Origin of the sequence: Streptomyces malaysiensis subsp. malaysiensis (assembly GCF_040653035.1) — a bacterium.
Classification (GTDB): Bacteria; Actinomycetota; Actinomycetes; order Streptomycetales; family Streptomycetaceae; genus Streptomyces; species Streptomyces malaysiensis.
Genome location: NZ_JBEZNG010000010.1, coordinates 79,804 through 106,443 on the forward strand (window position 1 = coordinate 79,804; position 26,640 = coordinate 106,443).

The window sequence follows — 26,640 nt, forward strand, 5'->3', positions numbered from 1 at the left end:
GTGGCCACGGGGCCGTGACACTGTACGTACCCCGGGGCGACTCCCCGGCTCGGCGTAGGGAGAGCGGGTGGAATCCGTGAGCGGGCAGGGCGACGGCGGCACATGGCCCATGGGCCTGGACGAGGCGATACGCGGCACCGCGGCCGACATCGCCACAACGCTGCGCGGCGCGCCCGACACCGGCGCCGCGGTGCCCGGTTCGCTGTGGACCGTCGGGGAGGCGGCGGCGCATCTGGCGCAGGCGAATGAGCTGATGGCGCAGCTCGCGGACGGGAAGGCACGCCGCCACGGGGACGGTACGCCGCGGGGGCTGGCCGAGGCGAACCAGCTCGCGCTCGCCGCGTTCGCCGAGCGCCGGGCCGAACCGCTGGCCGCCATGATCGTGGAGCAGGCCGACGCCTTCCTCCGGTCGACGGCCCGGCCCGTGTCACACGGTGAACCGGTCACGCCGATGGGCCCGATGAGCCTGGACGTACTGGGCTCGTATCTGCTGACCCATATGCTCGGCCACGGCTATGACCTCGCCCGTGCGCTGGACCGCCCGCATATGCTCGACCGGGCCCGGGTCGAGCTGACCCTGCCCTTCCTGATCACGGCCATGCCACGGGTGGTGGACACCGCGGCCACCGCCGGGCTCACCGCCCGCTACACCATCCGTCTCAGGGGTGGCGCCGGATTCGGCGCCACCTTCACCGACGGTGCGTTGACCGTCACACGGCATCCGCCGAGCCGCCCGGACTGCACCATCCTCACCGAGCCCGTCGCCTTTCTGCTGATGGCGCTGGGCCGTCTCGGCCCGTGGGGCGCGGCCGCCAGGGGCGGCGTCCTCGCCTGGGGCCGCAAGCCATGGCTGGCCCCGCGCTTCCCCACGCTCTTCAGCCCGCCCTGACCGGCCCCGCTCCGGGCGGTCCGGATCAAACCGGACCGGGACCGGACCGCCGGGCGGGATGCCACGGGGCTGCCCCGCCGCTCAGGTGGCGCAGGCCGGATGGCCCCATCCGTCCGGGTTCTTGCTGATCGTGTCGCCCTTGGCGTAGGACGTGCCGCAGCGGCACCGCCCGGGGAACTTCGCCTTGATGGATCCCTTGGCGCGGGTGCCGCTCCCCCGCTGTGCGGCCGTGGTGCGCGGGCGCGCCGTACCACCGCGGCCCGCTGAGCGCGTCGCCGGCTGGGCCTCGGGCGGTGGCAGCGCGGAGCCGAGCGAGGTGCCCGCGGGCTGCTGGGTACGGGCCGTGTGGCTGGCTGCCCCGTCGGCGGCCGCGTTGAACGGATCGCCGTCGATCTGGTGTGCCGGAACGTAGACGAACTCCACCGCGCGGCCGTCCAGAAGCTCGTCGATTCGCATCACCAGCTCGCGGTTGGCCACCGGCGATCCCGAGGCGGTCTTCCACCCCTTCCTCCGCCACCCGGGCAGCCAGGTGGTGACCGCCTTCATCGCGTACTGGGAGTCCATGCGCACCTGCAACGGCATGGCCGCGTCGGTGGACTCCAACAGCTCGCGCAGCGCGGTCAGTTCGGCCACGTTGTTGGTCGCGGTGCCCAGTGGCCCGGCCTCCCAGCGCTCCACCGCACCATCGGTGCTTGCGATGACCCATGCCCAGGCCGCGGGCCCGGGGTTCCCCTTCGATGCCCCGTCACACGCGGCGATGATCTGTTCAGCCATACGCCGATACTGCCAGTACTCCTCGTCCGGCACGGCGGCGACCTGGTCGACCGGGGCTTCCCCCAGCCATGGCATGTTCATTGAATCCGCACGGAAAGGGCACACCGCGTACACATGTTCGGGCGTCGCACATGGGAATCTCCCAGAGCTTGTGTCATGAACATCCGTACTCGCGGCGCCGGTTGGCGGTCCGGGTACTCGTCTAGGAGAGGACACCCCCCCACATCATGTCCACTCATCACAAGCGCCGGTTCCGGCGCCTTCCCCTGCTGGCCATAGTGGCCGCGGCCGGTGTGGCCGCCCCTTCGGTCGCCGCCGCCAACACACCGGCCACCGCGGACACCACCCGGCCCACGGCCGTGCAGGCGCCCGACGACTACTACCAGGACGCGACGGGCAAGAGCGGCCCGGAGCTGAAGTCGGCGCTGCACACGATCATCAGTGAGCAGACCAAGCTGTCCTACGACGAGGTCTGGGACGCGCTGAAGTCCACGGACGAGGACCCGGACAACCCGTCGAACGTCATCCTCCTCTACACCGGCCGCTCCCAGTCCAAGGACGCCAACGGCGGCGACCCCGACCAATGGAACCGCGAGCACGTCTGGGCGAAGTCGCACGGCGACTTCGGCACGGCCAGCGGCCCCGGCACCGACCTGCACCATCTGCGCCCCGCCAATGTCACGGTGAACAGCGTCCGCGGCAACAAGGACTTCGACAACGGCGGCCAGGAAGTGCCCGACGCCGCCGGCAACCGCACCGACGACGACTCCTTCGAACCCCGTGACCAGGTCAAGGGCGATGTGGCCCGGATGATCCTGTACATGGCCGTCCGCTACGACGGAGACGACGGCTTCGCCGACCTCGAACCCAACGACGAAGTCGACAACGGCTCCGCGCCCCATATCGGCCGTCTGTCCGTGCTGAAGCAGTGGAGCGACGAGGATCCGCCGGACGCCTTCGAGAAGAACCGCAACGACGTCATCTACAACAGCTTCCAGCACAACAGGAACCCGTTCATCGACCACCCCGAATGGGTCGACTCCATCTGGAAGTAGTCCGCGGACCCGCCACGTCCCCGCCCCGGCACACGACGGCCACGCATGTGCCGGGGCGGGGGCGCCGGTTCCGGTGGCCGCCATGCCACCCGGCCGCGGGCGGCCATGCCACCTGGCTCCGGGCGGCCGTGGCAGCTGTGGTAGGCAGTGCCCGTGCCTATTCTTGTGCCCCTGCCCGACCGGGACTTCGATGTCACCGAAGTGGCCGTGCCCTGGAAGTTACTGACCGACCTCGGCCACGAGGTGGTGTTCGCCACCGAACACGGCGATGGACCACCGGCCGCCGATCCGCTGCTGATCACCGGTGTGCTCTTCGGGCAACTCGGCGCCGAGCCCGAACCCAAGGAGTTCTACCAGCAGCTCACCGAGGACAGCGCCTTCCGCCACCCCGTCGCCTGGGCGGACCTCCGGCCCGATACGTACGACGGGCTGATCCTGCCCGGTGGCCACGCCCCGGGGATGCGCCAGTACCTCGGCTCCGAGCTGCTGCGCGAGAGGATCGCGGAATTCTGGCGGCTGGACCGCCCGGTCGGCGCCATCTGCCACGGCGTCCTCCCCCTGGCCCGCACCCACGACCCGGCCACCGGCCGCAGCATGCTCGCCGACCGGCGCACCACCTGTCTGCCCGCGTACATGGAGCGGTCCGCCTACTACCTCACGGCCTGGCGCCACGGCCGCTATTACCGCACCTATCCGGCCTATGTACAGGACGAGGTCGTCGCCGCCCTGGACGACCCCGCCCAGTTCGAACGCGGCCCCGTCGAGCTGCGGCGCCGTGGCACGGCCACCGACGACACACCCGCCTTCGTCGTGCAGGACGGCAGATATCTGTCCGCCCGCTGGCCCGGCGACGCCTATCTCTTCGCGCGGCGCTTCGCCGCGCTGCTCACCTGACCGGCCTGCCCATCAGGCCGGTCGGAACGATCGGTCAGACCGGCCTGCTCCATCCAGGCCATGACCCGGCCGGATGGGGTCAGCTGTCCGCGGTGGTGGTCGCGGGGTTGGCGGCACTGCCCTCCGTGCTCAGCAGCACCACGGTTGAGGCGGGGCCGAGGCCCAGCGCGGCACGGCGCTCATCGGCGCCGTCGCCGGTGAGCGCGGCGCGCAGCCCGGCGAGCGGGGCGGCGCCGCACGGGCCGCTGGAGACGCCGAGACAGGCGAGGTCACCGGCCGCGCGGGCGCTCGCGGCGTCCGGGATGGCGATGGCCGCGTCCAGGCCGTCGCGCAGATGGGGCCAGGCGATGCTGGAGGGTGTGCCGCAGTTCAGTCCGGCCATGATGGTCTCGCCGGTGGTGACGCTGACCGGTGCGCCACGCAGGAGGCTCTCGATGAGGCAGGGGGCGGCCGTGGGTTCCACGGACAGCAGCGCGGCGGGCGGCCCGGCCGGGCGGCTGCGGTAGTGGGTGACGACGGCGTGGGCCAGCGAGCCCACGCCCACCGGGATGGTGATGAGGTCGGGTGTCCCGGCCCCGGCGGCCGCGAGTTGCTCGTCGATTTCGGCGCAGAGGGTGGAGTAGCCCTCGACGATCCAGCCCGGAATCCGCTCATAGCCGGGCCAGGCGGTGTCCTGGACCAGGAGCGCGTCCGGTGTGGCGGCCGCCTCGGCCGCCCGGCGCACCGCCTCGTCGTACGCGCCCATGACCTGGGAGACGTCCGCTCCCTCGGCCGCGATGGCCGCCACCGCCTCCGGATGGACACCCCGTGGGACGAAGACCCGGGCACGGTGGCCGAGCAGACGTGCCGTCCGGGCCACGGCCCGGCCGTGGTTGCCGTCGGTGGCGCTCACCAGGGTGACCGGCGTGGCGAGGTCGCCGTCCGCCGCCCGTGCGGCGAGGGCTCGGTGCACGGCCCAGGACGCGCCCAGGGCCTTGAAGGCAGGCAGGCCAAGACGGCACGACTCGTCCTTGACGAAGACTCTCCCGACCGCCAACTCTGCTGCCAGCGGCGGGAGTTCGGTCAGCGGGGTGGGGTCGTGGCCGGACAGGGAGGCGTGGAATTCCCGTACCTCGGTGGGGGCGGGGGCGCAGGTCCAGGACCGGGCGGCGGGCCGTGCGAACCACGGGGGCGGGGCGGTGGAGGAAACGTTCTCTGGCACACGGCCAGCGTGCGGCCCACGTCTCCCATCGGTCCAGCGAATGTTTCTCATCCACCGCCTGCCGCCACGCTCCGCGGCAAGCGGCCACGGACGTGGCCGCTTCGGCCGAGGTACGAGCCGACGTGTGAGCCACCGTACGAGCCTGACGACGTCGGCCCCGACGGCGAACGGTCGGGGCCGACGATGCGTGTCCTCGGGCTCAACCGTCCTCAGTCGTCGACGCACTTGGGGTACTTCGAGCCCCGGTTGCAGTCGTGGTAGTCGTACTTGCTGACCCGGAACTTCTTCTCCGCGCCGCCCTTGGCCGGATCGACGACCAGGTAGAACTTCTTCCCGTCCTTGACCTTGTCGCTGACTGTCCCATCAGGGCCCCGGTCGAAGTCTTGCGCGCACCCGGCGAGTGCGAGGGCTGAACATGCCAGGAGGGCAAGGGCAAGGCGACGCATGTCGTGCTCCGATCAACGTGTGGATTGCGAGACAGTCTAGGGGGCATCGGATCATGGTCGGGCCAGGGGTTGAACCCGCCCGACGCGGCGGCCGCGGGGGTGTACAGCCCGGTGGGGCGCCCTTTCGGGCACCCCCCGGTGGCCGGTGCCCCGGTGTCTAGGGGCGGATATAGGGCCGGGTGATGATCTCCATGTTGTGGCCGCCGGGATCGTCGAAGTAGGCGCCACGGCCGCCGAAGAGACGGTTGATACGGCCGGGGTCGGTGTGGCCCGGGTCGGCGTAGTAGGTGACGCCGACCGCCTCCAGGCGGGCGATCATCGCGTCGAACCGCTCCTCGGGCACCAGGAACGCGTAGTGCTGCGGCTGTATGGGCTCGTCGCGCTTCTCGTAGTAGTCGAGCGTCACGCCGTTGCCAAGGTCGACGGGCAGGAACGGGCCGAACGGGGCTCCGACCTCCACCCCCAGGATCACGGCGATGAACTCTGCGGACAGTTGGCGGTCGGGGGCGTAGACGGCGGTGTGATTCAGCTGGACGACGGTGGTCGAGGTCTCGGAGCCGTGCTCGGGCCGCGTTTGTCGTGACATCTGTGGTGGTGTCTCCGCATCGTGGAATCCGCTGGAACAGGCGCCACGCAGGGGCGCCAGGAGGAAGGACACGGAGGAAGGGGCGGGTCTCTGGCCCGCCTCGGGCTCACGCCGAGGCCGGGCGCCTCACTCGTGTGTGGCCCATGGCCGACCCGGCAGTCACCTCACCGACTCTAGCAGCGCCCCACGCCCGGCCCCAGGGGCGGTCGGCAGTGGCTCGGGCCATGCCCACGACCGCATGCCCACGACCGCCGAAGAGCCGCGTCGGACGGCCACGGCGCCGCTCAACTAGCGTGGTCCGCCCGGCAGATCGGCGGACGTCGGCGGATGGTACCGACGCGCTCATGACCGGCGAGACCGCACCGGAGCGGCCCGCGCACGCCTCTCCCCCACTCCACACCGCTATGAGCGCCATGTCCGATTTCCGCCAGCACACCGCCCCTCCCCTGGCGCACAGTGGAGGTGTGATGAGCGACGACAGCAGGTACGAGGCGGTGTGCAGCCGCGACGCGCGTTTCGACGGAGAGTTCTTCTTCGCCGTCGCCACGACCGGGATCTACTGCCGGCCGAGCTGCCCCGCGACCACGCCACGGCGCAAGAACGTCCGGTTCTTCCCGACCTCGGCCGCCGCGCAGGGCGCGGGGTTCCGGGCCTGTCGCCGCTGCCGGCCGGACGCCGTGCCCGGCTCCGCCGACTGGAACGCGCGGGCGGACGCCGTCGGCCGCGCCATGCGGATGATCGGGGACGGCGTGGTGGACCGGGAGGGGGTGTCCGGGCTCGCGGCGCGGCTCGGCTACAGCGCCCGGCAGGTGCAGCGCCAGCTGACCGCCGAACTCGGCGCCGGGCCGGTGGCGCTCGCCCGCGCCCAGCGCGCCCACACCGCGCGGATCCTGCTACAGACCACCGCCCTGCGGGCCTCGGAAATCGCGTTCGCGGCCGGGTTCTCCAGCGTCCGGCAGTTCAATGACACCCTGCGCGAGATCTACGCCGCCACCCCCACCGAACTGCGCGCCGCCCGCCCGGAGAAGTCCTCCCGGCCCGGGTCCGCGGGGACGGCCGGCGGGGTGCTGGGGACCAATGACGGGACGGCCGGGGTGCCGCTGCGGCTCGCATACCGCGGTCCGTACGACACCACACAGGTCTTCGACTATCTCGCCCGGCGTGCCCTCGCCGGTGTGGAGGAGACGGTGGGCACCGCGGGCGCCCGGACCTACCGCCGCACCCTGCGGCTGCCGCACGCCTGCGCCATCGTCGAGATCGACGAACGGCCCGGCGACGGCTGGCTGGAGTGCCGGCTGCGCCTGACCGAGCTACGCGATCTGACCACCGCCATCCAGCGGATCCGGCGCCTGTTCGACCTGGACGCCGATCCGTACGCGGTCGCCGAGCGCCTCGGCGCCGACGCCGCGCTCGCGCCCCTGGTGGACGCGCGGCCGGGGCTGCGTTCCCCGGGCACCGCCGACCCCCATGAACTCGCCGTCCGCGCGGTGCTCGGCCAGCAGGTCTCGGTGGCCGCCGGACGCGTACTGGGCGATGCGCTGGTCGCCGCGTACGGGAAGCCCCTGGAGCGGCCCGACGGCGGGCTCACCCATCTCTTCCCGGGCGCGGAGGACCTGGCGGGGGCGCCGTTCGAGGAGCTCGGCATGCCGGAGAGCCGGCGCGGCACGCTGCGCGCGCTCGCCGCCGCGCTCGCAAACGGCACGGTGCGGCTGGACGCGGGCGCCGACCGCGACCGGGCCGAGAAGGAGCTCCTGGGGCTGCGTGGTATCGGCCCCTGGACGGCCGGTTACATCCGGATGCGGGCGCTGAGCGACCCCGATGTGCTGCTGGAGTCGGATGTCGCCGTACGGGCCGGGGCCCGCGGCGCGGGGGCGTATCTGGAGGACTCCGAGGGCTGGCGGCCCTGGCGTTCGTACGCCATGCACCACCTCTGGAACGCCCCGCGGCCCCGGCCCGCGTAAGGGGTCCTTGCACTATGCCCGCCCGGGTCGCGCGGCCTGGCACCGCACCTCGCCGCGTTGCCGAAAAGCCCTGGTAGCTCCGCTACGAGGGCTCCCCGGCGCCTTGCGATGCTCCCCCAGCTACCGCTGGGAGGTGCCCCCCGCACCAGACCACGCGACCTCATCGGGCGCTCATAGTGCAAGGACCCCTAAGCCCCCGGGCGGCAGCGCGCCCGCCGGCTCCTCGCCGGGCCGCTGAGCGGGGTCAGCCGGGCGCCAGGTCGCGGACCCTGTGCAGCCCTGCGGTGACATCGGCGAGGGTCGCGCAGTCTCCCACCGCCGCCCCGGCGGGCAGGACGAGGTCCGTCGGCGGGCGGCGGGCGGCGACGGCGTCGGCCAGGTCGGACAGCGCGGCCCGCAGCCGGGCGGCGAGGACGGGCTCGGGCTGTGGGGCGCCCTGGTCGAGCCGTACACCGCAGGCCGTGGCCGCGTCCACGATCTCCTCGAGGGCGAAGACCACCGGGGCCCACGCCGCCAGGTCCCGGCCGAACGGCGGATGTTCGGCGCTCGCCACCTCCACCGCGCGGCGGGCGTCGGCGAGCGCGCGGTACGCCTCGCGGCGCAGCCGCAGCCGGGTGGCGTAGGGCGCTTCGGCGGTCAGCACCCGGTCGAGGTGGTCGCGGGTGGCGCGGACGGCGAGCGACAGCCGCACCGACACCTGGGCACGCGGGCCGCCGAGTCCGGGCAGCGCCCCGGCGGCCAGCACCACACCGCAGGCCAGCAGGGTGTCGGTGAGCCGGGTGAACCCGGGGTCGGTGTCGCCGCCGAGGTGGACCAGGGCGAGCAGCAGCGGTGTGAGCACGGCGGTCTGCAAGGCGAAGTGGCGTACGGAGACGGGGATCAGCGCGGAGCAGACCGCCGCGACGACGACCGGCCAGACGCCGGGGGCAACCCCGGCGGGGGCGAGCAGCGTGGCGAGTGCGCCGAAGACGGCCACGCCCACGGCGGTGCCGAGGGCGCGGGAGAGGGCCCGGGAGACCAGCGGGCCCATGTCGGGCTTGACCAGGAAGGCGGCCGTGGCGGGGAGCCAGTACCAGTGCGCGCCGGGCAGTCGCTGGGCCAGGGCGGTGCTGACGCCCACACACAGGGCCACCCGGGCGGCGTACTCCCGGCCCGCCGGACCGAGCGCGCGGCGCAGCCGCTGCCGGTGGCCGGGGACGACCGCGCCGACGGGGGGCGCCGGTTCGCCGTCGAAGACCCGGGCGGCTAGCAGCACGGCCCGGTGCATGGCCACATTGCCCGCGGTGTCGGGTACGGGGGCGGGCAGCCGGCCCGGTGGCAGTCCGGTCCGTACCGAGCGGGCGAGTTGGGCGGGGGTGCGCGCGATGCGGTCGGGTACGGGTTCGTTCTCCCACAGGAGGGTCAGCACGCCCTCGCTGAGCGCTCCGGCCACCGCCAGCCGGTCGCGCAGCCGCCGCTCCTCCCCGTCGAGGCGGTGCAGCGGAAGCCGGTGGGCGTAGAGGGCTTCGTACGCGGCGTCGTAGGCGGCGGTCAGCCGGCGCCGGGCGGCCTGGCCACCGTCGGAGCCGACCGCCGTCATCAGACCGGCCAGCGCGTCGTACACGGCGGCCACCGCCTCCCGTTCACCGGAGGGCGCGCTCTGGCGTGCGGGGATGACGCGGGGCAGCAGTGCGGCCATCGCGATCACCCATGCGGCGCCGATGAGCAGCAGACCCGCCCTGCCCGGCGGGGACACCGGAAGGGGCATGCCCGCTCCGACGACGGCGAGCACCATCAGCTGCACCCCGGCGGAGGAGCAGACCGGGCCGATGGCGCTGATCGCGCCGGAGACCAGTCCGACGGGGGCGAGTGCGAGGGCGATCCAGATCCCCAGGCCCAGCGTCCCCAGCCAGGCCCCGGTCAACAGTCCCGCGGCCCCGGCGAGGGCGGGCAGGCCGATGCGCACGGCCCGGGTGGCGCGGGTGGCGGGGCGGTCGTTGATATGGGCGAACATCGCGCCCAGCCCGGCGAGCATCCCGAACGACATATGTCCCGACGCCACGCCGACGGCCACCACCGGCCCCACGCCGAGGGCTCCGCGGACCACCGCCGCCCAGGGCACCGGGCCCCGCAGCGCCCGCACCCCGCGCAGGGGGTGCGTCAGCCAGTCGGGCGGTGTGGGCAGCCTGCGCAAGGATCCTCCGTGAGGTGGAAATCGTGGACGTCCTCGAACCGTACGTGCGCAATACGGATCTTTCGTAACCTGCGTATTTCCGCCATGTGAGGCGCTGATGCACCACCTCGTACCGAGCTGGTCCCCGGGCCGCGTTCCCGGGTGTGACCTGGCGGTTTGGACAGCCTCCGCGGTCCGCTGGGTCGGCCTGTCCGGGGCGCACATGCCAGGCTCATATGTCTCGCTCCGTGGCCAGCTTCTTGCGGAGCGTGTTGTGCTGGGTACGCGGGAGAACTAGCCTCCCTTCCGCCCGCTACCGAACATTCGTCTGGATAACCGCCTTCCGTTGATCCCCCAGTGCCGGAGAACGCCATGCAGGTGACCTTGCATCAGGACAAATGCGTCGCCTCGGGGCAGTGCGTGCTCGCCGCCCAGGACGTGTTCGACCAGCGGGACGAGGACGGTGTCGCCGTCCTCCTCGACAACCGCCCGCCGGCGCGGCTGCACGACGACGTCCGTCACGCGGCCGCCGTCTGCCCCGCCCTGGCCATCGCACTGGCCGACCGGTGAGCACACCGGGGAACGTCGTGATCGTGGGCGCCTCGGTGGCGGGGCTCACCGCGGCCGTCACGATGCGCACCCTGGGATACGACGGACGGCTCACCCTCATCGGCTCCGAGCCTCACACCCCGTACAACCGGCCGCCGTTGTCCAAGCAGATCCTGGCGGGCACCTGGGAGCCGGACCGGATCAAACTGCGCACCGACGAGGAGCTGTCCGACCTCGACGCGCGGCTGCTGTTCGGCAAGTCCGCCACCGGGCTGGACACCGCCGCCCGCCGGGTGGTGCTGGACGGCGGCGTCGGCGTCCCCTACGACGCCCTGGTCATCGCCACCGGTGTCACCCCCAACAGCCTGCCCGGCGCCCACCATCTGGCCGGCGTGCATCTGCTGCGCACCCTGGACGACGCCCTCGCCCTGCGCGCCGATCTGCGCCGCAAGCCCGATGTGAAGGTGGCGGTGGTGGGCGCGGGGTTCCTCGGCTCGGAGGCCGCGGCGGCGGCCCGCCGGATGCGGCTGGACGTCACCATGATCGACCCCCGGCCGGTGCCGATGCGGCGGCAGTTCGGCGACCGGATAGCCGCCCTGGTCGGACGGCTGCACAAGGCGAACGGCGTGTCCATGCGCTGTGGCACCGGGGTGCGGCGCTTCTTCGAGTCCGGCGGCCGGGTGACCGGTCTGGAGCTGACCGACGGCACGCTGCTGGACGCCGATGTCGTGGTGGTCGCCATCGGCGCCGTCCCGGCGATCGGCTGGCTGGCCGGTTCCGGACTGGACCTGGGCAACGGTGTGGAATGCGATGCCACCTGCCGTGCCGCGCCCGGCGTCTACGCGGCCGGTGATGTCGCCTCGTGGCACAACGACCACTTCGGCTGCCGGATGCGACTGGAACACCGGCTGAACGCCACGGAGCAGGCCCAGGCCGTCGCCCGCAATGTGCTCGGCGAGAACCGGCCGTTCGCCCCCGTGCCGTACTTCTGGACCGATCAGTACGACGCCCATATCCAGGCGTACGGCATCTTTCCCGCCGACGCCGAACTCGCGGTGCTCCATGGCGAGCTCGAAGGCGGCCACTTCGTCGTCGCCTATGGACACCGGGGCCGGGTGGTCGGGGTGCTCGGCTGGAACAGCCCGTGCGAGCTGCGCAAACTGCGTCAACTCGTGGTCGACCGGGCACCGTGGACAACGGTCCTGCCCGCCTCGCCGGCCGTGTGGCCCGGCCGACACCTCTCGGCCAGTCTCCGGTGACCGCGACGTCAATTTCCGGCCATGCGCTCTCGCGACGCTGTCGGGGTGCTGGTCCGTCGTGTACTCCTCCAACGTGTCACCGTCGCTCCAGGTCACTGCCGGCTTCTCGGGCTCGCCGGATCGGTGGCCCTGGCGGCGGGCGGGGCGAGCGCCGGAGCGCTACCGGTGGGGGACGCCCTCACCCCTGACTCCGGGAGAGCGGCGCTCGGGCTGATCAGTACCTACTTCGGGCTGGTGCTGCTGGTCGCGGCGTGGTGGCTGCTGGGGCGCGAGGTGCGCGGACCGCGGCCGCCCAGCCCCCGCTCGCTGCTGCTCACGCTCGCCACCTGGGCGGCTCCCCTGCTGCCCGGACCGCCGCTGTTCAGCCGCGATGTGTACAGCTATCTCGCCCAGGGCGCCATGGTGCACGCCCGCATCGACGTCTACACCCACGGCCCCATACGCCTCGGCGGCCCGCTGGCCGCCGAAGTGGCGCCGGTGTGGCAGCACACCCCGACGCCGTACGGCCCGGTCTCGCTGGCCTTCGAATCCGCCGTCGCCCACGCCTCGCGCGCCGAACTGTCCCTCGGGGTGATCGGGCTGCGGCTGATCGCGCTGCTCGGGGTGGCGGTGATGGTGCTCGCGCTGCCCGTACTGGCCCGCCGCTGCGGCACCGACCCGAGCGCCGCCCTGTGGCTGGGGGCGCTCAACCCGCTCCTGCTGCTGCATCTGGTCGGCGGGGCGCACAATGATGCCGTGATGCTCGGACTGCTCGGGGCCGGACTGGTGGCCGCGACGGGCCGATGGCCGGCCTGCGGCGCGGTCCTGGTCACACTCGCCGCCCTGGTCAAGGCCCCGGCGGCGCTGGGGCTGCTGGCGGTCGCCACGCTGTGGGCGCGCCGGGTGGAGGGCCGCAGGCGCCGCGTCGGCGCCGTGGCGGCCACCGCCGGGCTGGCCCTGGCCACCACCGGAGTGGCGACGGCCGTCACCGGCACCGGCTACGGCTGGATCTCCGCGCTCACCACCCCGGCCTCACCCGACAACTGGGCGCTGACCAGCACCCTCGGCCGCGCCACCGGCGCCCTGCTGGAGGCCGTCGGCAGCGGTCTGGCGCCGCTGGCCGCGCCCGCGTGGCACGGGCTGGGGCTGCTGGCCACGGCGGTGGCCATAGGGGCCGCCTGGCTGCGCCCGCCACGCCCCCGACCGGTGTACGCGCTGGGGCTGAGCCTGATCGCGGTGGCCGTGCTGGGCCCGGCGATCCGGCCCTGGTACGTGCTGTGGGGGCTGTTCGTGATCGCGGCGGCCGGGCCGGGCGGAGCGGTGCGCAAGGCGGTGGTGGCCGGGAGCGCGGTGCTCACGCTGGCCGTACTGCCCAATGGGTTCGCCCCGGATTCGCGGCAGCTGACATTCGCCGTGTGCGGGGGTGTGCTGGCGGTGTGCGCGCTGTGGTGCGCACGGCACGCACCGGGGCTCGCCCCCGGCACCGCGTTCCCCGGCGGCCGGCGATCGGAGCGTTCGGCATGACCGGGCCCACCACATCACGCGGCCGGCTGGCGCTGGCGCTCGGCCTCACCTCGGCGGTGGCGCTCTTCCTGGCCTTCGTCCCGCTGCACCGCCACTGGTTCGACCTCAACGTCTACTACGAGGCCGTGGGCCACTGGCTGCGGGACGGCCGTATCTACGACTTCACCATCCCCGGCGCGGACGGGGCGGACTACGGCTTCACCTATCCGCCCTTCGCCGCGCTGTGCATGCTGCCGATGACCCTGTTCAGCTGGCCGGCCGCGATCACCCTGAGCATGGTCCTCAACGTGGCCGCCTCGGCCACGCTGCTGACCTGGCTGATCGGGCCGATCGTCCAGCGGCACGGCTGGAACAAGTGGTTCGCCTTCGTGGTGGCGTCCTGTCTGTTCGCCCTGCTGGAGCCGGTACGGGACACCTTCAGCTTCGGGCAGGTCAATCTGCTGCTGCTGGTGCTGGTGTTCTTCGACGCCTGGCTGCTGTCCACCGGGCGTGGCCGGTTCGCCGGCTACGGCATCGGGCTCGCCGCCGCCATCAAGCTCACCCCGGCGATCTTCATCTGCTATCTGCTGATCACCCGGCGGTGGCGCGCCGCCGCGACGGCCACGGGCACCGCCGCGGCCGCCACTCTGCTCGCCCTGGCCGTGGCGCCGGGGGCCTCACGGGTCTACTGGACGCAGGCGCTGTGGGACACCGATCGCATCGGGGTGCTCAGTTATGTCTCCAACCAGTCGTGGGAAGGGGTGCTGGCCCGGCTGGTCGACCCGGTTCCGCCGAGCGGGGTGGTGTGGGGGCTCGGGGTGCTCGCCGTGCTGGCCGTCTGGGCACACCGGGTGCGCTGCGCGGCGGCCGTCGGCGACGAGCGGGCCGGATTCGCACTGACCGGGATCGCCGCCTGTCTGATCAGTCCGATCACCTGGGTGCACCATCTGGTATGGCTGATTCCGGCGCTGGCGGTGCTCGTCGACAGCGGGCTGCGGCCGGACGCGCCACCGGCCCGGCGCAAGCTGCTGCTCCGGGTGGGTGCGGTGGTGTACGTGCTGCTGTGCAGCAGTGTGGTGTGGCTGTGGCGGTTCGACTCCACCGGGGTGGACGGCTTCCTCGGCAGCAATGCCTATGTGTGGATCTGCCTCGGGTTGCTGATCGCGCTCCCGCTGCGCGGTGCGCGCTCCGCGGAGATGCTGAGCCAAGAGCCCCATCCGGCACGTATCCCATGAACAGGAGTGCCCGGACCGATGTCTGAAGCGATGCCGCGCCCCGCGGAGCAGTCCGTGGACCAGCCCACGATGGAGCGGGCGGGGCGCCCGTCCCCGCTCCGGCGGCTGCCACTGCGCCAGATCCTGTGTCTGCTGCCGCTGCTCGTCGTCGGTGTCTGGGTGGTCCAGCACCGGTCGCTCATCGCTTCCGGTGCCCGTCAGATGTTCACCGCCAATCCGTACTGGCTGCTGACGGCGGTGGCGACGACCGGGCTCGGCTGGGTGGCGGTGTCGTTCGCCCGGCAGGGCACGGTGCTGGAGCGGCTGCCGGCCAGGCGGCTGTTCGTGACCCAGTTCGCCGCGGGGGCGGCCAATCATCTGCTGCCGTCGGGGATCGGCGCGAGCGCGGTCAACATCCGGTTCATGACGGGCTGCGGACTGCCGCCCGCCCGCTCCTCGGCGGCGCTCGCCCTGTACTTCCTGGCGGAGGCCACGACCCGGGTGGGGCTGCTGGTGGTGCTGCTCGTGGCGTTTCCCCAGGCGCTGCGGCTGGGCCCGCTGCTCCCGGAGTCGGTGAGCGGAATGCTGGTGGCCGGGGTGGTGGCGGCGGCCGGGGCGGTGGTGGCCGGGGTGGCGCTGATCCGCCCGGTGCGCCGGCTGGTGATGACGTTCCTGCGCACCGCGCTGGCCGACGCCCGTTCGCTGCACATGCGGCCGTCCAGGGCGCTGGCGCTGTGGGGTGGTTCGCTGGCGTTTCCGTTGCTTCAGGCGGCGGGGCTGGTGGCGGTGGCCCTGGCGCTGGAGCTCCAGGTGCGGCCAGCGCATGTGATGCTCGCGTATCTGGCCGCCACGGCGGTGGCGGCCGTCGTGCCCGCCCCCGGTGGTATCGGCTCGGTCGACGCGGCGCTGGTCATCGCGCTGGTGGCGGCGGGGGCGCCGGTCGAATCGGCCACGTCCACGGTGCTGGCGTACCGCTTCATCACGGTGTGGCTGCCGCTGGTCCCCGGGGCGCTGGTGCTGGGCGGGCTGGTGCGCTCGAAGATCGTGTGACCGGGTGGCGGTCAGGGCCTGCGCAGGGTGAGGACGTCGTCCGGCCGGACGTCGATATGCGAGCCGAGGAAGGCCCCGACCCGGTCGAGGGTCTCGCCCAGCCATGCGGCGTCCTGGTGGCCGGTGCGCTCCAGCCGCATCCGCCGTGCCCGCAGCGGCACCATGCGCAGGCTCACCAGCCGGCCGGTGTCCGGGTCCACCTCCGCGAAGTGGAGCAGCCGCAGATCGTCGCGGTAGCGCTCGTAGCCGCCGATGCCCTCGTAGTCGTCCACCATGTCGCCGCAGCCGTAGAGAACCAGCTTGCCGCGGTACACCTCGATGGGGCGGGGGTGGTGGGAGGAGTGGCCGTGGACGAGGTCGACACCGCCGTCGATCAGGGCGTGGGCGAAGTGGATCTGGTCGGGTGAGACACCGTACCCCCAGTTGCCGCCCCAGTGGACCGAGGCGACGGCGATATCACCGGGGCGTTTGAGCCCGCGTACGCGGCCGGTGATCGCGGCCGCGCGGGCGTCCGACAGATCGGGCAGGAAGTCGACCCCGGATCGATTGCCGGTCGCGGCCCACCGGCCCGGAATGCCGCTGGAGGCCGCGCCGAACGAGAAGACCAGGACCCGGCGGTGGTCACCGGCCGGGACGACGGCGGGGCGCCGTGCGGCGGCCGCGTCACGGCCCGCTCCGGCCACCCGGAGCCCGGCGGCGGCCAGGGTTTCGAGGGTCTCGTCGAGCCCTTGCCGGCCGCCGTCGAGCACATGGTTGTTGGCCAGGACGCAGACGTCGGGCCGGACCGCGGTCAGACAGGGGAGGTTGTCCGGGCTCATCCGGTAGTGGACGTCCTTGTCCGGGGCGAACTCACCGCTGCGGGTCACGCTCGTCTCCAGGTTGAGCACCCGCACATCGGGCGCCTCCTCGTCCAGCACCGCCAGGGCGTCGCCCCAGGGCCAGGAGAAGTCCACCGGGCGCGGGATCGGGCCGTTGGCCTCCTCGGCCAGTTCGACATAGGCCCGGGAGTCGCGGATGTACGGCTCATGGAGTTCGGGGTCGCCGGGGTGCGGCAGGATCTGGTCGACACCGCGGGCGAGCATCACATCGCCGCAGAGGAACAGCGTCACCGCCGTGCCGCGCATATCTCAACGATCGCATACCCCGCGCTGCGTGACCGTGGCCCGCGGTGGGGACCCGGGGGCCGTGGACCCGCGGACAGGGAGGTGCGACGGATGAGGCGAGCGGAGACGAGTCAGAGCCCGCTGCGGCCCCGGGATCTGGAGGAGGCCGGGGCCCGGCTGTCGGAGCAGGCGGACCGGCTGCGGTCGCAGCTCGCCCGGGCGGAGGAGGCGGCGTCGGCGTTGCGCGCGGACTGCGACCTCGACGCCGCGGACGCGGGCGCGAAGGCCATGACGCTGAGGGAGCTGCGCACGCGTACGGAGATGGACACGGCCCTGCTGGAGCGGACCGTCGCGGCGCTCGACCGGCTGCGCGCCGGATCCTTCGGGATCTGCGCCGAGTGCGGCCGGCCTCAGGGCCGGGAGCGGGCGCTGGCCCTGCCCCATGCGGAACTGTGCGTCCTGTGCGCCGAGGAGCGGGAGGCGGGGCCGGGCGGATGAGGCCCGCCCCGCTCACGGCGTCCGGGCACGGGGCCACGGGCGGCGGGGGCGTGGGCGGCGGGCGTGTGGGCGGCGGGCGTGTGGGCGGCGGGCGTGTGGGCGGCGGGCGGATCGGCCCCCTCAGGCCGCGTGGGCGCCGACCTCCTCGCCCAGACGGGCGCAGGTGCGGCTGATGAGGCGCGAGACATGCATCTGGGAGATGCCGAGCCGGTCGGCGATCCGGCTCTGTGTCTCGTCACAGAAGAACCGCAGATAGAGGATCTCCCGCTCACGCTCGGGGAGCCTGCGCAGACAGGGCTTGAGGGATTCGCGCTGGACGACCCGCTCGTAGGAGGGCTCGGTGGAGCCGAGGGTGTCCACCAGCGCGTAGCCGTCGTCGGCGCCGCGCAGCGCGGCGTCCAGCGACAGCGTACGGAAGCTGTCGATCGCCTCCATGCCGACGAGGACGTCCTCCTCGGTCATGCCGGTGTGGTGTGCGATGTCCTTGACGCTGGGCGAACGGTCGTCGGGTGAGCGGGTGAGGTCCTGGACGGCGGTGCGCACCCGGTTGCGCAACTCCTGGACCCGCCGGGGGACGTGCAGACCCCACATATGGTCGCGGAAGTGCCGCTTGACCTCCCCGACCACGGTCGGGACGGCGTAGCTCTCGAAGGCCGAACCCCGGTCCGGCTCATAGCGCTTGACCGCCTTGACCAGGCCGACCATGGCCACCTGCCGCAGATCCTCGGGGCTTTCACCGCGGTTGCGGAACTGCGCGGCGATGCGCTCGGCCATCGGCATCCAGGCCCGGACGACATCCTGCCGCAGGTTCTCCTTCTCCCGGCCGTCCGGCAGACCGGCGATCCGGCGGAACTCGGCGGAGGTGTCGGGGGCGTCGTCATGCGCGTGCTTGGGGTGCGCTCGCGGGTGTGCTCGTGCGGACGTCATGGGCTTCTCCCTTGGCTGTCGTCGTCACCACGGGCTCAGGCAATCCGGACAACTCGGGCGACCGTGGACACGCCTTCCGCAGCCGGGCTGCTCCCGTGGCGTGCCTCCGGTCCGAAGCACATGGGTCGCGTGCCCGTCCTCGGCCCGGCGAAACGGAGTTCGCCCCCACGGATGCCGGTCCATCCGGTGCGTCATGTGTCACATCTCCCCGTGACATGCCCGTATGAGCGGGTGGGAAGGGCTGTGCCAAGAGCGATCAAGATTTACGGAGGCTTTCCCGCCGTTTCGCCCATGCGCCGTTGTCCGTACCGGTCCGGCGGAAGAGACTGCACCGGATCCCCCCGCATCCCCTTCGCATGCCACAGGAGACCGGAGCTTCATGACCTCCATAGACCGTCGAAGATTCATGCAACTGGCAGGCACCGGCACGGCCATGTCCCTGCTCTCCACCAGCATCGCCCGCGCCGCCGAGATTCCCGCGAACCGCCGGACCGGAAGTCTGCGGGACATCGAGCACATCGTGGTGCTGATGCAGGAGAACCGGTCGTTCGACCACTACTTCGGCACCCTGCGCGGAGTGCGGGGATTCGGCGATCCGCGGCCGGTGCGGCTGCCCAACGGGAAGCCGGTGTGGCACCAGTCCGACGGCTCCAAGGAGGTCCTGCCGTTCCGGCCCGAGGTGAACGACCTCGGGTTGCAGTTCCTCCAGGACCTGCCGCACGGATGGGGCGACGGCCATGTGGCGTTCAACGGCGGCGCGTACGACAAGTGGATCCCCTCGAAGTCGGCCACCACCATGGCCTATCTGACCCGCGAGGACATTCCGTTCCACTACGCGCTGGCGGACGCCTTCACCATCTGCGACGCCTACCACTGCTCGTTCATCGGCTCCACGGACCCCAACCGCTACTACCTGTGGTCCGGTTACACCGGTAACGACGGCAAGGGCGGCGGCCCGGTGCTGGACAACGCCGAGGCCGGCTACGGCTGGACCACCTACCCCGAGCGCCTGGAGAAGGCCGGGATCTCCTGGAAGATCTACCAGGACATCGGCGACGGGCTGGACGCGAAGGGCGGCTGGGGCTGGATCGAGGACGCCTACCGCGGCAACTACGGTGACAACTCGCTGCTGTACTTCAACCAGTACCGCAACGCCAAGCCCGGCGACCCGCTGTACGACAAGGCCCGCACCGGTACCGACGCCAAGAGCGGCGACGGCTTCTTCGACATCCTGCGGGCCGATGTGAAGGCCGGAAAGCTGCCGCAGATCTCCTGGATCGCGGCGCCCGAAGCCTTCACCGAGCACCCCAACTGGCCGGCCAACTACGGCGCCTGGTACATCGCACAGGTGCTGGACGCGCTCACCTCCGACCCCGAGGTGTGGAGCAAGACCGCGCTGCTGATCACCTACGACGAGAACGACGGCTTCTTCGACCACGTGGTGCCGCCGTACGCGCCCGCCGCCCAGCGGGGCGGTTCGACCGTGGACACCACCGGGGAGCTGTACGCGGGCTCCGCCTCGCAGCCCGCGGGCCCGTACGGGCTGGGGCAGCGGGTGCCCATGCTGGTGGTCTCGCCGTGGAGCAAGGGCGGCTGGGTGTGCTCGCAGACGCTGGACCACACCTCGGTCATCCGGCTCATGGAAGAGCGCTTCGGCGTCGAGGAGCCCAACATCTCGCCGTGGCGGCGTGCGGTGTGCGGCGACCTGACCGCGGCCTTCGACTTCTCGCGGACCGATGTGAAGGTCCCCGCCCTGCCGGACACCAGCGGCTACCGGCCCAAGGACAACGACCGGCACCCGGACTACGTACCGGCGCTCCCGGCACACCCCTCGCTGCCCCGGCAGGAGTCCGGGCTGCGCCCTGCCAGGCCGCTGCCGTACGACCTGTCGGCCGATGCCACGACCGACGCCGACGGCGGTCTGCGTGTCGAGTTCGTCAACCACGGCCGGGGAACCGCGGCGCACTTCCATGTGACCTCCGCGAGCCACACGGGCGGCCCGTGGGGCTACACCGCCGAGGCGGGCAAGCGGCTGTCCGGCGACTGGCAGCGCTCCTCGGCGGACCAGGGCGCCTATGACCTCCAGGTGCACGGCCCGGCCGGTTTCCTGCGCCACTTCACCGGCCACGCCACGGGCAAGGGCCCCGAGGTGAGCGCCCGTCACGACCGGTCGACCGGGGAGGTCAAGCTGACCCTGGTCAACCAGGGCGACACCACGGTGCGGCTCACCGTCACGGACGGCTACCACAAGGAGAAGCCGGCGAACTACCGGCTCCGGCCGGGGGCGCGGGTGGTGCACACCGCACGCACCGGGCGCAGCCACGAGTGGTACGACCTGTCGGTGGTCTCCGACCACGACAGCGGCTATCTGCGCCGGCTGACCGGGCATGTGGAGACCGGCCGCGCGGGTGTGAGCGACCCCGCGCTCTCGGCGGACTGACCCACCGCCACCGGTCCTTCGTCGCGCGCCCGTCCGGCGGCTCCCTGCCGGGCGGGCGCGCGGCGCGTCTCGCCCTTCCCGCTCCGCGTCCGGCGCCTCCCCCGCCGCCGCGTCCGGCGCCTTCCGCCCCGCGTACGGTCCGCCTCGTGCGGGCCCCGGGCCGTCAGCGCCGGGCGTGCGAGGCGCGGGCACGGAAGCCGGCCGGGGTCTCGCCCGAGCGCCGTCGGAAGAACTTGGTGAAGACGGTGGCGTCCGGGAAACCGAGCCGCTCGCCGATGGCGGTGGCGGACAGATCGGTGTGCACCAGCAGCCGCTTGGCCTCGAGCAGCACCCGGTCGTCGATGAACCGCTTGGCGCCGCATCCGACCGTGGCGCGGGTGGCCCGGGTCAGGGTGCGGACGCTGTAGCCCAGCCGGGCGGCGTAGTCCTCGACCCGGTGGGTGCGGGTGTAATCGCGCTCCACGGCCCGCTGGAAGCGGCGGAACACCTCACCGCCCGCCGTCTCCCCGCCCTGGGCGCCGGGCAGATGGGCCAGCCGCAGTACGAGCACGGCGACGAGGTGGCGCACCACCTCGATATGCGCCTCCAGCGGCCCCGACACCGTCCGGCGCTCGTTCTCCAACAGGTCCAGGACGCCGCGGACGGCCTCGGCGTCGGCACCTTCGGGAACCATCAGCGGGGACCGCGGCGCGGGCCGGTCCAGCCGGGCGGCCGCGGCGGTGGCGGCGCCGAGATAGCCGGACGGGAAGAGCACGGCGGCGCCCTCCGCGGCCCCGAGGTCGGAGCGGAACTGGTGGATCTGCCCGGGGCGCACCCACATCCAGCCGCCCTCGGTCAGCTCGTACTCGGTGAAGTCCACCGAGCAGCGCAGCGCCCCGGAGCGCACGGTGATCAGCTGGTGGAAGGCGAGCCGCATCGGGGCGTGGACATCGAGGCCATGGCTCCGGGCACGGGCGGCCAGCCCGGGGAAGTCCAGAACGGCCGCTCCCGGCGGTGCTCCCACGGAGAGCCGGAACGGAACCTCGGTGACCTCACGGTGTCCGTTTCTGTCCATAGCGTGTTTTCAGTGTACGGCTGGTGTCACCTGGTCCGCATCCAGCGTGGAGTGCGTTGCGATGAACGGGTGACCGAAAGAGTCCCACCATCACCGCTTCCCCTTCCCGGCCGTTCCGCCGCCGCGGAGGGCCGCGGCGCCGGGCGCGACGGGCGGCGGGCGGCTACCAGGTGACGGGGAGTTCGTAGACCCCGTAGATCACCGCGTCGTACTTGAAGGGGATGTCCGCCAGATCCGTCGCCAGGCGCAGGGTGGGGACGCGACGGAGGAGGGCGGGGTAGACCACCTGGAGTTCCATCCGGGCCAGCGGCTGACCGAGGCAGTGATGGGTGCCCACGCCGAACGCCTGGTGGTGGCGGGCGTCCCGGCCGATGTCCAGCCGGTCCGGGTCCGGGAAGACGGCCGGATCCCGGTTGGCCAGTTCGCCGAGGAGGATCACTCCCTCACCGGCCCGGATGGTCCGGCCGGCGATCTCGATGTCCTCCAGCGCGGTACGGCGGCGTCCGAGGTGGACCACGCTGAGGTAGCGCAGGAGTTCCTCCACCGCGGAGACGATCACCTTGGGGTCGTCGGCCTCGCGCACACGGGCGAGCTGCTCGGGGTGCTGCAGCAGCAGCAGCGTCCCCATGGTGATCATGTTGGCGGTGGTCTCGTGGCCGCCGAGGAGCAGCAGCACACCCATCGCGGCGGCCTCACGGCGGGTCAGCTCGCCTGCCGTGATCTGCCGGCCGAGGCCGGAGAGCAGATCGTCACCGGGCCCGGCCAGCTTCTCCCCCACCAACTGGTCCAGATACTCATACAGGTTGGTGTGCGCGGCGGCCCGCTCCTCGGGGGTGGCCACGGCCGAGACGAGGACCTTGCTGTTGGTCTGGAAGAACGCGTGGTCCTCGTACGGGACACCCAGCAGCTCGGAGATCACCAGCGATGGGAGCGGCAGCGCGAGCGCCTGGACCAGGTCGGCGGGTTTCGGCCCGGCCAGCATACGGGTGAGGAAGTCGTCCACCATCTCCCGCACGACGGGGCGCATCGCCTCGACCCGCTTGATGGTGAAGGCGCCGCTGACCATGCGGCGCAGCCGGGCGTGTTCGGGGTCGTCCATGCCGACGAAGCTCAGGTCGGTGGCCCCCCGCTTGCCGCCCGTATGGGGGACGGGGCTCGGGAAGCCCGGGTGGGAGAAGTCGGCGCTGAGCCGGGGGTCGGAGAGGAGGGTCTTCTGCTCGGCGTGGCCGGTCACCACCCAGGGGGTGCTGTCGCTCCAGGACCGGACCCGGGTCAGCGGGCCCCACTTCGCCAGGCCGCGCAGCTCGGGGGACGGGTCGAAGGGGCAGGCCGCGGCGCGCGGCTGGGGAAAGGCGGGGATCTCGGCCGGTGCGTCGTCGGCCACGGGCGAGGTGGTCATGGTCGTCCTCCGATGGTCGGTCGGGAGTGGGCCGCGGCGGGGGAACGGGGGGTGACGGGGGCGAGGAGCAGGCCGGTGATGGCGTCGGTCAGCGCATCGGCCGTGTCGTCCCAGGACGGCTGACGCGTACTGGTCCCCTCGGCGAGGGCGCGCTCCCGTTCAGCACAGGTGTGGGTGATCAACTGACGGGCCATGGCGCCGCGTTCGGCCCGCACCTCGGCGGGCAGGGCGTCCAGGCAGCGGCCCAGGCCATGGAGGGTTTCCCGCAGCGGCTCCCGGGTGAGGGCCTCGTCGGTGACGATCGCCCGCAGTACGGGGTCGGTCATCACCTGGACGGCGAACCTGGCGTACCAGGAGGGGACGCCCAGGGTGGCCAGGTGTTCGGGGGCGGGCCGCACCAGACAGGCCACCCAGTCCCGGACCTCCTCGCTGCCGCGGGTCCCGTCCAGTATCCGCTGCCGGATGTGCTCGATCGTCTCGGAGTGCTTGCGCATGATGGCGCGCACCAGGTCCGCCCTGGTGCCGAAGTGGTAGCCGACCGCGGCGACATTGCCCTGCCCGGCCGCCTCGCTGATCTGCCGGTTCGACACCGCGACCAGGCCGTGCTCGGCGTAGAGCCGTTCCGCCGCGGCCATGATGGCTTCGCGGGTCTCGGCGGAGCGGACGGTGCGTGCGTCGGCCACCGCGACCTCCGGTCTCGTTCGTGCTCATGATCTGTCGCGGCCACTTTAAAACACATGAATTAAGAAGGGCAACCGCTCCACCGGCGGCCACCGGGTGGCCGCCGTGGACCGAGGGCTCGCACGCCGGGGAGTCGTCGGCGGGGACCCGGACGGGATCGGGTCCGGGTCCGGGTCCGGGTTGAAGCCACGCAGGGATGTTCATGCGGCAGGAGGCACCCGAGCCGCTCTCATGTGGTGCGGTGCGGGATGTCCTGCTCGGTCCAGATGCATTTGCCGTCGCGCAGGTAGCGGGCGCCCCAGCGTCTGGAGAGGGCGGAGACGAGTTGCAGGCCGCGGCCGCCCTCATCGGTGTAGGCGGCGTGCCGGATGCGCGGGGTGCTGAGGCTGCCGTCGTAGACTTCGCAGGTCAGGCAGCGGCTGTTGAGCAGGCGCAGGCGGATGGGGCCCTCGGCGTGCCGGATCACGTTGCCGACCAGTTCGCTGGCGAGCAGTTCGGTGGTGATCGCCAGTTCGTCCAGCCCCCAGACGTCCAGTCGCTCGCGGACGAATTCGCGGGCCTGTCCAGCCGCGCGGGGATCATCCGGGAGGATGCAGGTGGCGACATCACTGGCGTTCACGGCCCCTGTGTGGGCGATCAGCAGCACCGCGTCGTCGATCGTCTGGCCGTGCTGGGGCAGCAGGGCCGAGACCACCGTGTCGCACAGGTCGTCGAGGTGTCGGGTGCTGTCGGCCTCGTCCCGGGCCGTGAAGACGGGCACCGCATGCTGGGCGAGGATCTGTTGCAGCTGAGCCAGCCCCCGGTCGAGATCCTGGTCGGGGGATTCGACGAGACCGTCCGTGCACAGGACCAGCAGGCTCTCCTCGGGCAGCGGCAACTGGTGTATTTCAAACGGTGGCTCGGCGGCCCCCAGCGGCGGGTCGGGGGTCAGCCGGGGCATGTCGACGGCGCCGTCGGGATGGACGACGACCGGCGGGGGATGACCCGCCAGGGAGAAAGAACATATCCGGGTGATCGGGTCGAAGACGGCGTACAGACAGGTGGCGTACCAGTCCTCGCCCAAGTCGCTGACCAGGTCGTTGAGTCGGCTGAGCAGCTCGTCGGGGGGCATGTCCAGATCGGCGAGGGTGCGCACCGCGGTGCGCAGCTGGCCCATGGTGGCCGCTTCGGGGATGCCGTGCCCCATGACATCGCCGATCACCATGGCGACCCTGTCCGCGGACAGCGGGATCACGTCGTACCAGTCGCCACCGATCTGCTCGCCCCTGCCCGCGGGCAGATAGCGGGCGGCAGCGCTGGCGGCAGGCAGGCAGGGCAGCGTCCGGGGAAGCAGGCTGCGCTGCAATCCCTGGGCCCGGGCGTGCTCCACGTCGTACAACCGGGCCCGCTCCAGCGCTTGTCCGACCAGACCGCACAGAGCGGTCAGCAGCGCGCGCTCCTCGTCGTTGAAGGAATGTGGCTGGGTGAAGGAGATGACACACACGCCGATGGCATGGCCGGAAGCGATCATGGGCAGGAACGCCCACGACTGCTTCTGGGACGCCGCCGCCACGTCCTCCAGCATGGGATAGCGCCGACGATGGTCCGCGACCGATTCGACGAACCAGAGACCCTGAGACCTCAGAGCATCGGCGGCCACGGGGTTGTCGGCTATCGGGATCCCGTCCAGCAGTTGGACGAAGTCCTGCGTGTACCCCGCGGAGCCGACCACCCGGTGTCTGCCGCTTTCCATCACCGAGACGATGAGACCGTCGGCGCCGAACGGGGGCAGGACGTGGGTCCCGACGGCCTGTACGACCTCTTCGGAGGTGAGTGCCTCGGCGAGCGCCGCGGTCAGCCGGCCCATCAGGACCGCCCGCTCGGTGCCGGGCTCGGATACGTGGGTGGGCGGTGCGCCGGGCATGCCCCCAAGACGAGAGGCAACCCGCCTCGCCATAGAACGCAGAAACAATCGCTGAACCTCATCCGGCTCGCACTCTGCCGTGATCACGGAGAGCGCACCCATCGGCCCATCGGTACCGAGAAGGGAAACCGCTGCCGCGCCGGCTGCTCCGGTGCCCAGGCCGTCCTCGGCCACCCACGCCAGTCCCCTAAAATACCACTTTTATGACACCTTGCACCTTATTGACTTGTGCCCTATCGAATAGGGCACTGAGCCTGGAGATCGGCGATTGTCCCCACCTCGCTAAGCGTCGCGCTCGCGGAACACGATGAACGCCGCCGCCAGCAGCGCGGCCACACACCCGGCCATGACGGCAAGCCCGACCCAGGGGCTGAGCAGCTCCGGATCACGGAAGGCAGTGATGATCCGCCCACCGGCGATGGGCGGCCAGAACTTCGACACCCAGTCGCCGACCGCCCCGGGCAGCGCCGGGGCGAACGCCTGGACGATGAGCATCACACCGAACAGCGTCGTCACCGTGGCCGTCGTGGAACGGATCACCGCTCCCAGAGCCAGTCCGAAGAGCCCGGCCAGTGCCAGATACACGCCCCCGCCGAAGATGCCGCGCAGTGCCGCACCGTCGGACAGCCCCAGGTGCAAAGCGCCCGCCCCGGACAGCGACGCCTGCCCGATGAGAAAACCGGCAAGCGACACCAGGACCCCGACCGGCAGTGCCACCCCCACCAGCACCGCGGCTTTGGACCCCAGGACCCGCGCCCGGTGCGGCACGGACGTGAGCGTGGCCACGATCGTGCGCGCCCCGTACTCGGAGGTCATCACCAGGCCGCCCAGCAGGCCGAACGCGATCTGCGCCACCAGGTAGCCCCGCAGACTGGTCGCCAGCGGATCGAATGCGGCCTGGTCAGCGGGCGACAGACGGGCGTACTCGCCGCCCGCTGACGAACCGTTCAACGCGGCGAGTCCCATGCTGAAGGCCAGCGCGCCCAGGATCACGTACAGCGTCGACCGCATGGTCCGCATCTTGATCCACTCGGCGCGCAGGCTGTGCCAGAAGGTTGCCCGGCTGGTCCGCGTATCGTTCGAAGCGGGCCGTCGGCCGCGTACACGAGGAAACAGCTTTCCC

The 26,640-nt window shown here is 72.2% G+C and carries 23 protein-coding genes; 11 read left to right on the top strand and 12 right to left on the bottom strand.

All coding sequences use genetic code 11. The features are described 5' to 3' along the window. Window positions 1-67: 67 nt before the first annotated feature. On the top strand, window positions 68-889 hold the full coding sequence (locus tag AB0E24_RS21515; protein ID WP_359379043.1) for a maleylpyruvate isomerase family mycothiol-dependent enzyme: 822 nt from the start codon (window positions 68-70) through the stop codon (window positions 887-889). An 81-nt stretch (window positions 890-970) separates the two neighbouring features. Here AB0E24_RS21515 and AB0E24_RS21520 read toward each other — a convergent pair whose 3' ends face one another. Next, window positions 971-1,663: a ribonuclease H family protein gene (locus AB0E24_RS21520; RefSeq protein ID WP_069863097.1), complete on the bottom strand. Its 693-nt coding sequence runs from the start codon at window positions 1,661-1,663 to the stop codon at window positions 971-973. 227 nt (window positions 1,664-1,890) lie between these two features. On the opposite strand from AB0E24_RS21520, the gene AB0E24_RS21525 reads away from it, so the two are divergent. Both AB0E24_RS21525 and AB0E24_RS21530 read left to right on the top strand, forming a co-directional pair. Then, window positions 1,891-2,718: an endonuclease I family protein gene (locus tag AB0E24_RS21525; RefSeq protein WP_359379045.1), complete on the top strand. Its 828-nt coding sequence runs from the start codon at window positions 1,891-1,893 to the stop codon at window positions 2,716-2,718. Between the two features lie 153 nt (window positions 2,719-2,871). Then, the gene (locus AB0E24_RS21530; protein ID WP_359379048.1) at window positions 2,872-3,612 is read left to right on the top strand and encodes a type 1 glutamine amidotransferase domain-containing protein; all 741 of its coding nucleotides are present in this window, start codon (window positions 2,872-2,874) and stop codon (window positions 3,610-3,612) included. Between the two features lie 79 nt (window positions 3,613-3,691). Here the strand turns inward: AB0E24_RS21530 and AB0E24_RS21535 are convergent, their stop codons facing one another. The 3 genes from AB0E24_RS21535 to AB0E24_RS21545 all read right to left on the bottom strand — a co-directional run bounded on the left by AB0E24_RS21535 (window position 3,692) and on the right by AB0E24_RS21545 (window position 5,845). Further along, a complete protein-coding gene (locus AB0E24_RS21535) occupies window positions 3,692-4,813 on the bottom strand; it encodes a diaminopropionate ammonia-lyase (protein WP_359379050.1) in 1,122 nt (373 codons plus the stop codon). Between the two features lie 209 nt (window positions 4,814-5,022). Further along, window positions 5,023-5,259 carry a hypothetical protein gene (locus AB0E24_RS21540; RefSeq protein WP_069862306.1) on the bottom strand — a complete coding sequence of 79 codons (237 nt, stop codon included), beginning with the start codon at window positions 5,257-5,259 and terminating at the stop codon, window positions 5,023-5,025. Between the two features lie 157 nt (window positions 5,260-5,416). Then, on the bottom strand, window positions 5,417-5,845 hold the full coding sequence (locus AB0E24_RS21545) for a VOC family protein (RefSeq protein WP_093706247.1): 429 nt from the start codon (window positions 5,843-5,845) through the stop codon (window positions 5,417-5,419). 467 nt (window positions 5,846-6,312) lie between these two features. Here AB0E24_RS21545 and AB0E24_RS21550 point away from each other — a divergent pair, with 467 nt between their 5' ends. Further along, a complete protein-coding gene (locus tag AB0E24_RS21550; protein WP_359379054.1) occupies window positions 6,313-7,806 on the top strand; it encodes an AlkA N-terminal domain-containing protein in 1,494 nt (497 codons plus the stop codon). 244 nt (window positions 7,807-8,050) lie between these two features. Here AB0E24_RS21550 and AB0E24_RS21555 read toward each other — a convergent pair whose 3' ends face one another. Continuing rightward, window positions 8,051-9,979: an FUSC family protein gene (locus AB0E24_RS21555; protein ID WP_359379057.1), complete on the bottom strand. Its 1,929-nt coding sequence runs from the start codon at window positions 9,977-9,979 to the stop codon at window positions 8,051-8,053. A gap of 351 nt (window positions 9,980-10,330) precedes the next feature. Here AB0E24_RS21555 and AB0E24_RS21560 point away from each other — a divergent pair, with 351 nt between their 5' ends. From AB0E24_RS21560 to AB0E24_RS21580, 5 genes are read left to right on the top strand one after another with little or no spacing between them, the layout of a single operon-like run. Beyond that, a complete protein-coding gene (locus AB0E24_RS21560; RefSeq protein ID WP_069862298.1) occupies window positions 10,331-10,528 on the top strand; it encodes a ferredoxin in 198 nt (65 codons plus the stop codon). Further along, the gene (locus tag AB0E24_RS21565) at window positions 10,525-11,766 is read left to right on the top strand and encodes an NAD(P)/FAD-dependent oxidoreductase (protein WP_359379060.1); all 1,242 of its coding nucleotides are present in this window, start codon (window positions 10,525-10,527) and stop codon (window positions 11,764-11,766) included. Before AB0E24_RS21560 ends, AB0E24_RS21565 begins: the two co-directional genes overlap by 4 nt. A 21-nt stretch (window positions 11,767-11,787) precedes the next feature. Further along, the gene (mptB, locus tag AB0E24_RS21570; RefSeq protein WP_232636475.1) at window positions 11,788-13,269 is read left to right on the top strand and encodes a polyprenol phosphomannose-dependent alpha 1,6 mannosyltransferase MptB; all 1,482 of its coding nucleotides are present in this window, start codon (window positions 11,788-11,790) and stop codon (window positions 13,267-13,269) included. Continuing rightward, the gene (locus AB0E24_RS21575) at window positions 13,266-14,483 is read left to right on the top strand and encodes a glycosyltransferase 87 family protein (protein WP_102935379.1); all 1,218 of its coding nucleotides are present in this window, start codon (window positions 13,266-13,268) and stop codon (window positions 14,481-14,483) included. The genes mptB and AB0E24_RS21575 overlap by 4 nt, the downstream gene beginning before the upstream one ends. Window positions 14,484-14,501: 18 nt before the next feature. Next, complete coding sequence (locus AB0E24_RS21580; RefSeq protein WP_359379064.1) at window positions 14,502-15,512, top strand: lysylphosphatidylglycerol synthase transmembrane domain-containing protein; 1,011 nt, start codon at window positions 14,502-14,504, stop codon at window positions 15,510-15,512. 11 nt (window positions 15,513-15,523) lie between these two features. Here AB0E24_RS21580 and AB0E24_RS21585 read toward each other — a convergent pair whose 3' ends face one another. After that, window positions 15,524-16,636 (bottom strand): CapA family protein, encoded by a 1,113-nt coding sequence (locus AB0E24_RS21585; RefSeq protein ID WP_359379067.1) that lies wholly within the window; start codon window positions 16,634-16,636, stop codon window positions 15,524-15,526. 90 nt (window positions 16,637-16,726) lie between these two features. On the opposite strand from AB0E24_RS21585, the gene AB0E24_RS21590 reads away from it, so the two are divergent. Beyond that, window positions 16,727-17,113, top strand: coding sequence for a TraR/DksA family transcriptional regulator (locus AB0E24_RS21590; RefSeq protein WP_069862290.1), 387 nt, complete (start codon window positions 16,727-16,729; stop codon window positions 17,111-17,113). A 120-nt stretch (window positions 17,114-17,233) separates the two neighbouring features. Here AB0E24_RS21590 and AB0E24_RS21595 read toward each other — a convergent pair whose 3' ends face one another. Further along, window positions 17,234-18,040 (bottom strand): SigB/SigF/SigG family RNA polymerase sigma factor, encoded by an 807-nt coding sequence (locus tag AB0E24_RS21595; protein WP_069862288.1) that lies wholly within the window; start codon window positions 18,038-18,040, stop codon window positions 17,234-17,236. A 379-nt stretch (window positions 18,041-18,419) separates the two neighbouring features. Here AB0E24_RS21595 and AB0E24_RS21600 point away from each other — a divergent pair, with 379 nt between their 5' ends. Beyond that, window positions 18,420-20,480, top strand: a complete 2,061-nt coding sequence (locus tag AB0E24_RS21600; protein ID WP_359379071.1) for a phosphocholine-specific phospholipase C — start codon at window positions 18,420-18,422, stop codon at window positions 20,478-20,480. A gap of 163 nt (window positions 20,481-20,643) precedes the next feature. On the opposite strand, the gene AB0E24_RS21605 is transcribed toward AB0E24_RS21600, so the two are convergent. The 5 genes from AB0E24_RS21605 to AB0E24_RS21625 form a co-directional block, all read right to left on the bottom strand. Next, complete coding sequence (locus AB0E24_RS21605) at window positions 20,644-21,534, bottom strand: helix-turn-helix transcriptional regulator (RefSeq protein WP_100808382.1); 891 nt, start codon at window positions 21,532-21,534, stop codon at window positions 20,644-20,646. Window positions 21,535-21,697: 163 nt separating this feature from the next. Next, entirely contained in the window at window positions 21,698-22,933 is a 1,236-nt protein-coding gene (locus tag AB0E24_RS21610; RefSeq protein WP_359379075.1) for a cytochrome P450, read from the bottom strand. Next, window positions 22,930-23,568 (bottom strand): TetR/AcrR family transcriptional regulator, encoded by a 639-nt coding sequence (locus AB0E24_RS21615; RefSeq protein WP_359379337.1) that lies wholly within the window; start codon window positions 23,566-23,568, stop codon window positions 22,930-22,932. Before AB0E24_RS21615 ends, AB0E24_RS21610 begins: the two co-directional genes overlap by 4 nt. Before the next feature lie 275 nt (window positions 23,569-23,843). After that, a complete protein-coding gene (locus AB0E24_RS21620; protein ID WP_237287410.1) occupies window positions 23,844-25,517 on the bottom strand; it encodes an ATP-binding SpoIIE family protein phosphatase in 1,674 nt (557 codons plus the stop codon). 282 nt (window positions 25,518-25,799) lie between these two features. Beyond that, a complete protein-coding gene (locus AB0E24_RS21625; RefSeq protein WP_359379079.1) occupies window positions 25,800-26,528 on the bottom strand; it encodes an ABC transporter permease in 729 nt (242 codons plus the stop codon). Window positions 26,529-26,640 lie beyond the last annotated feature (112 nt).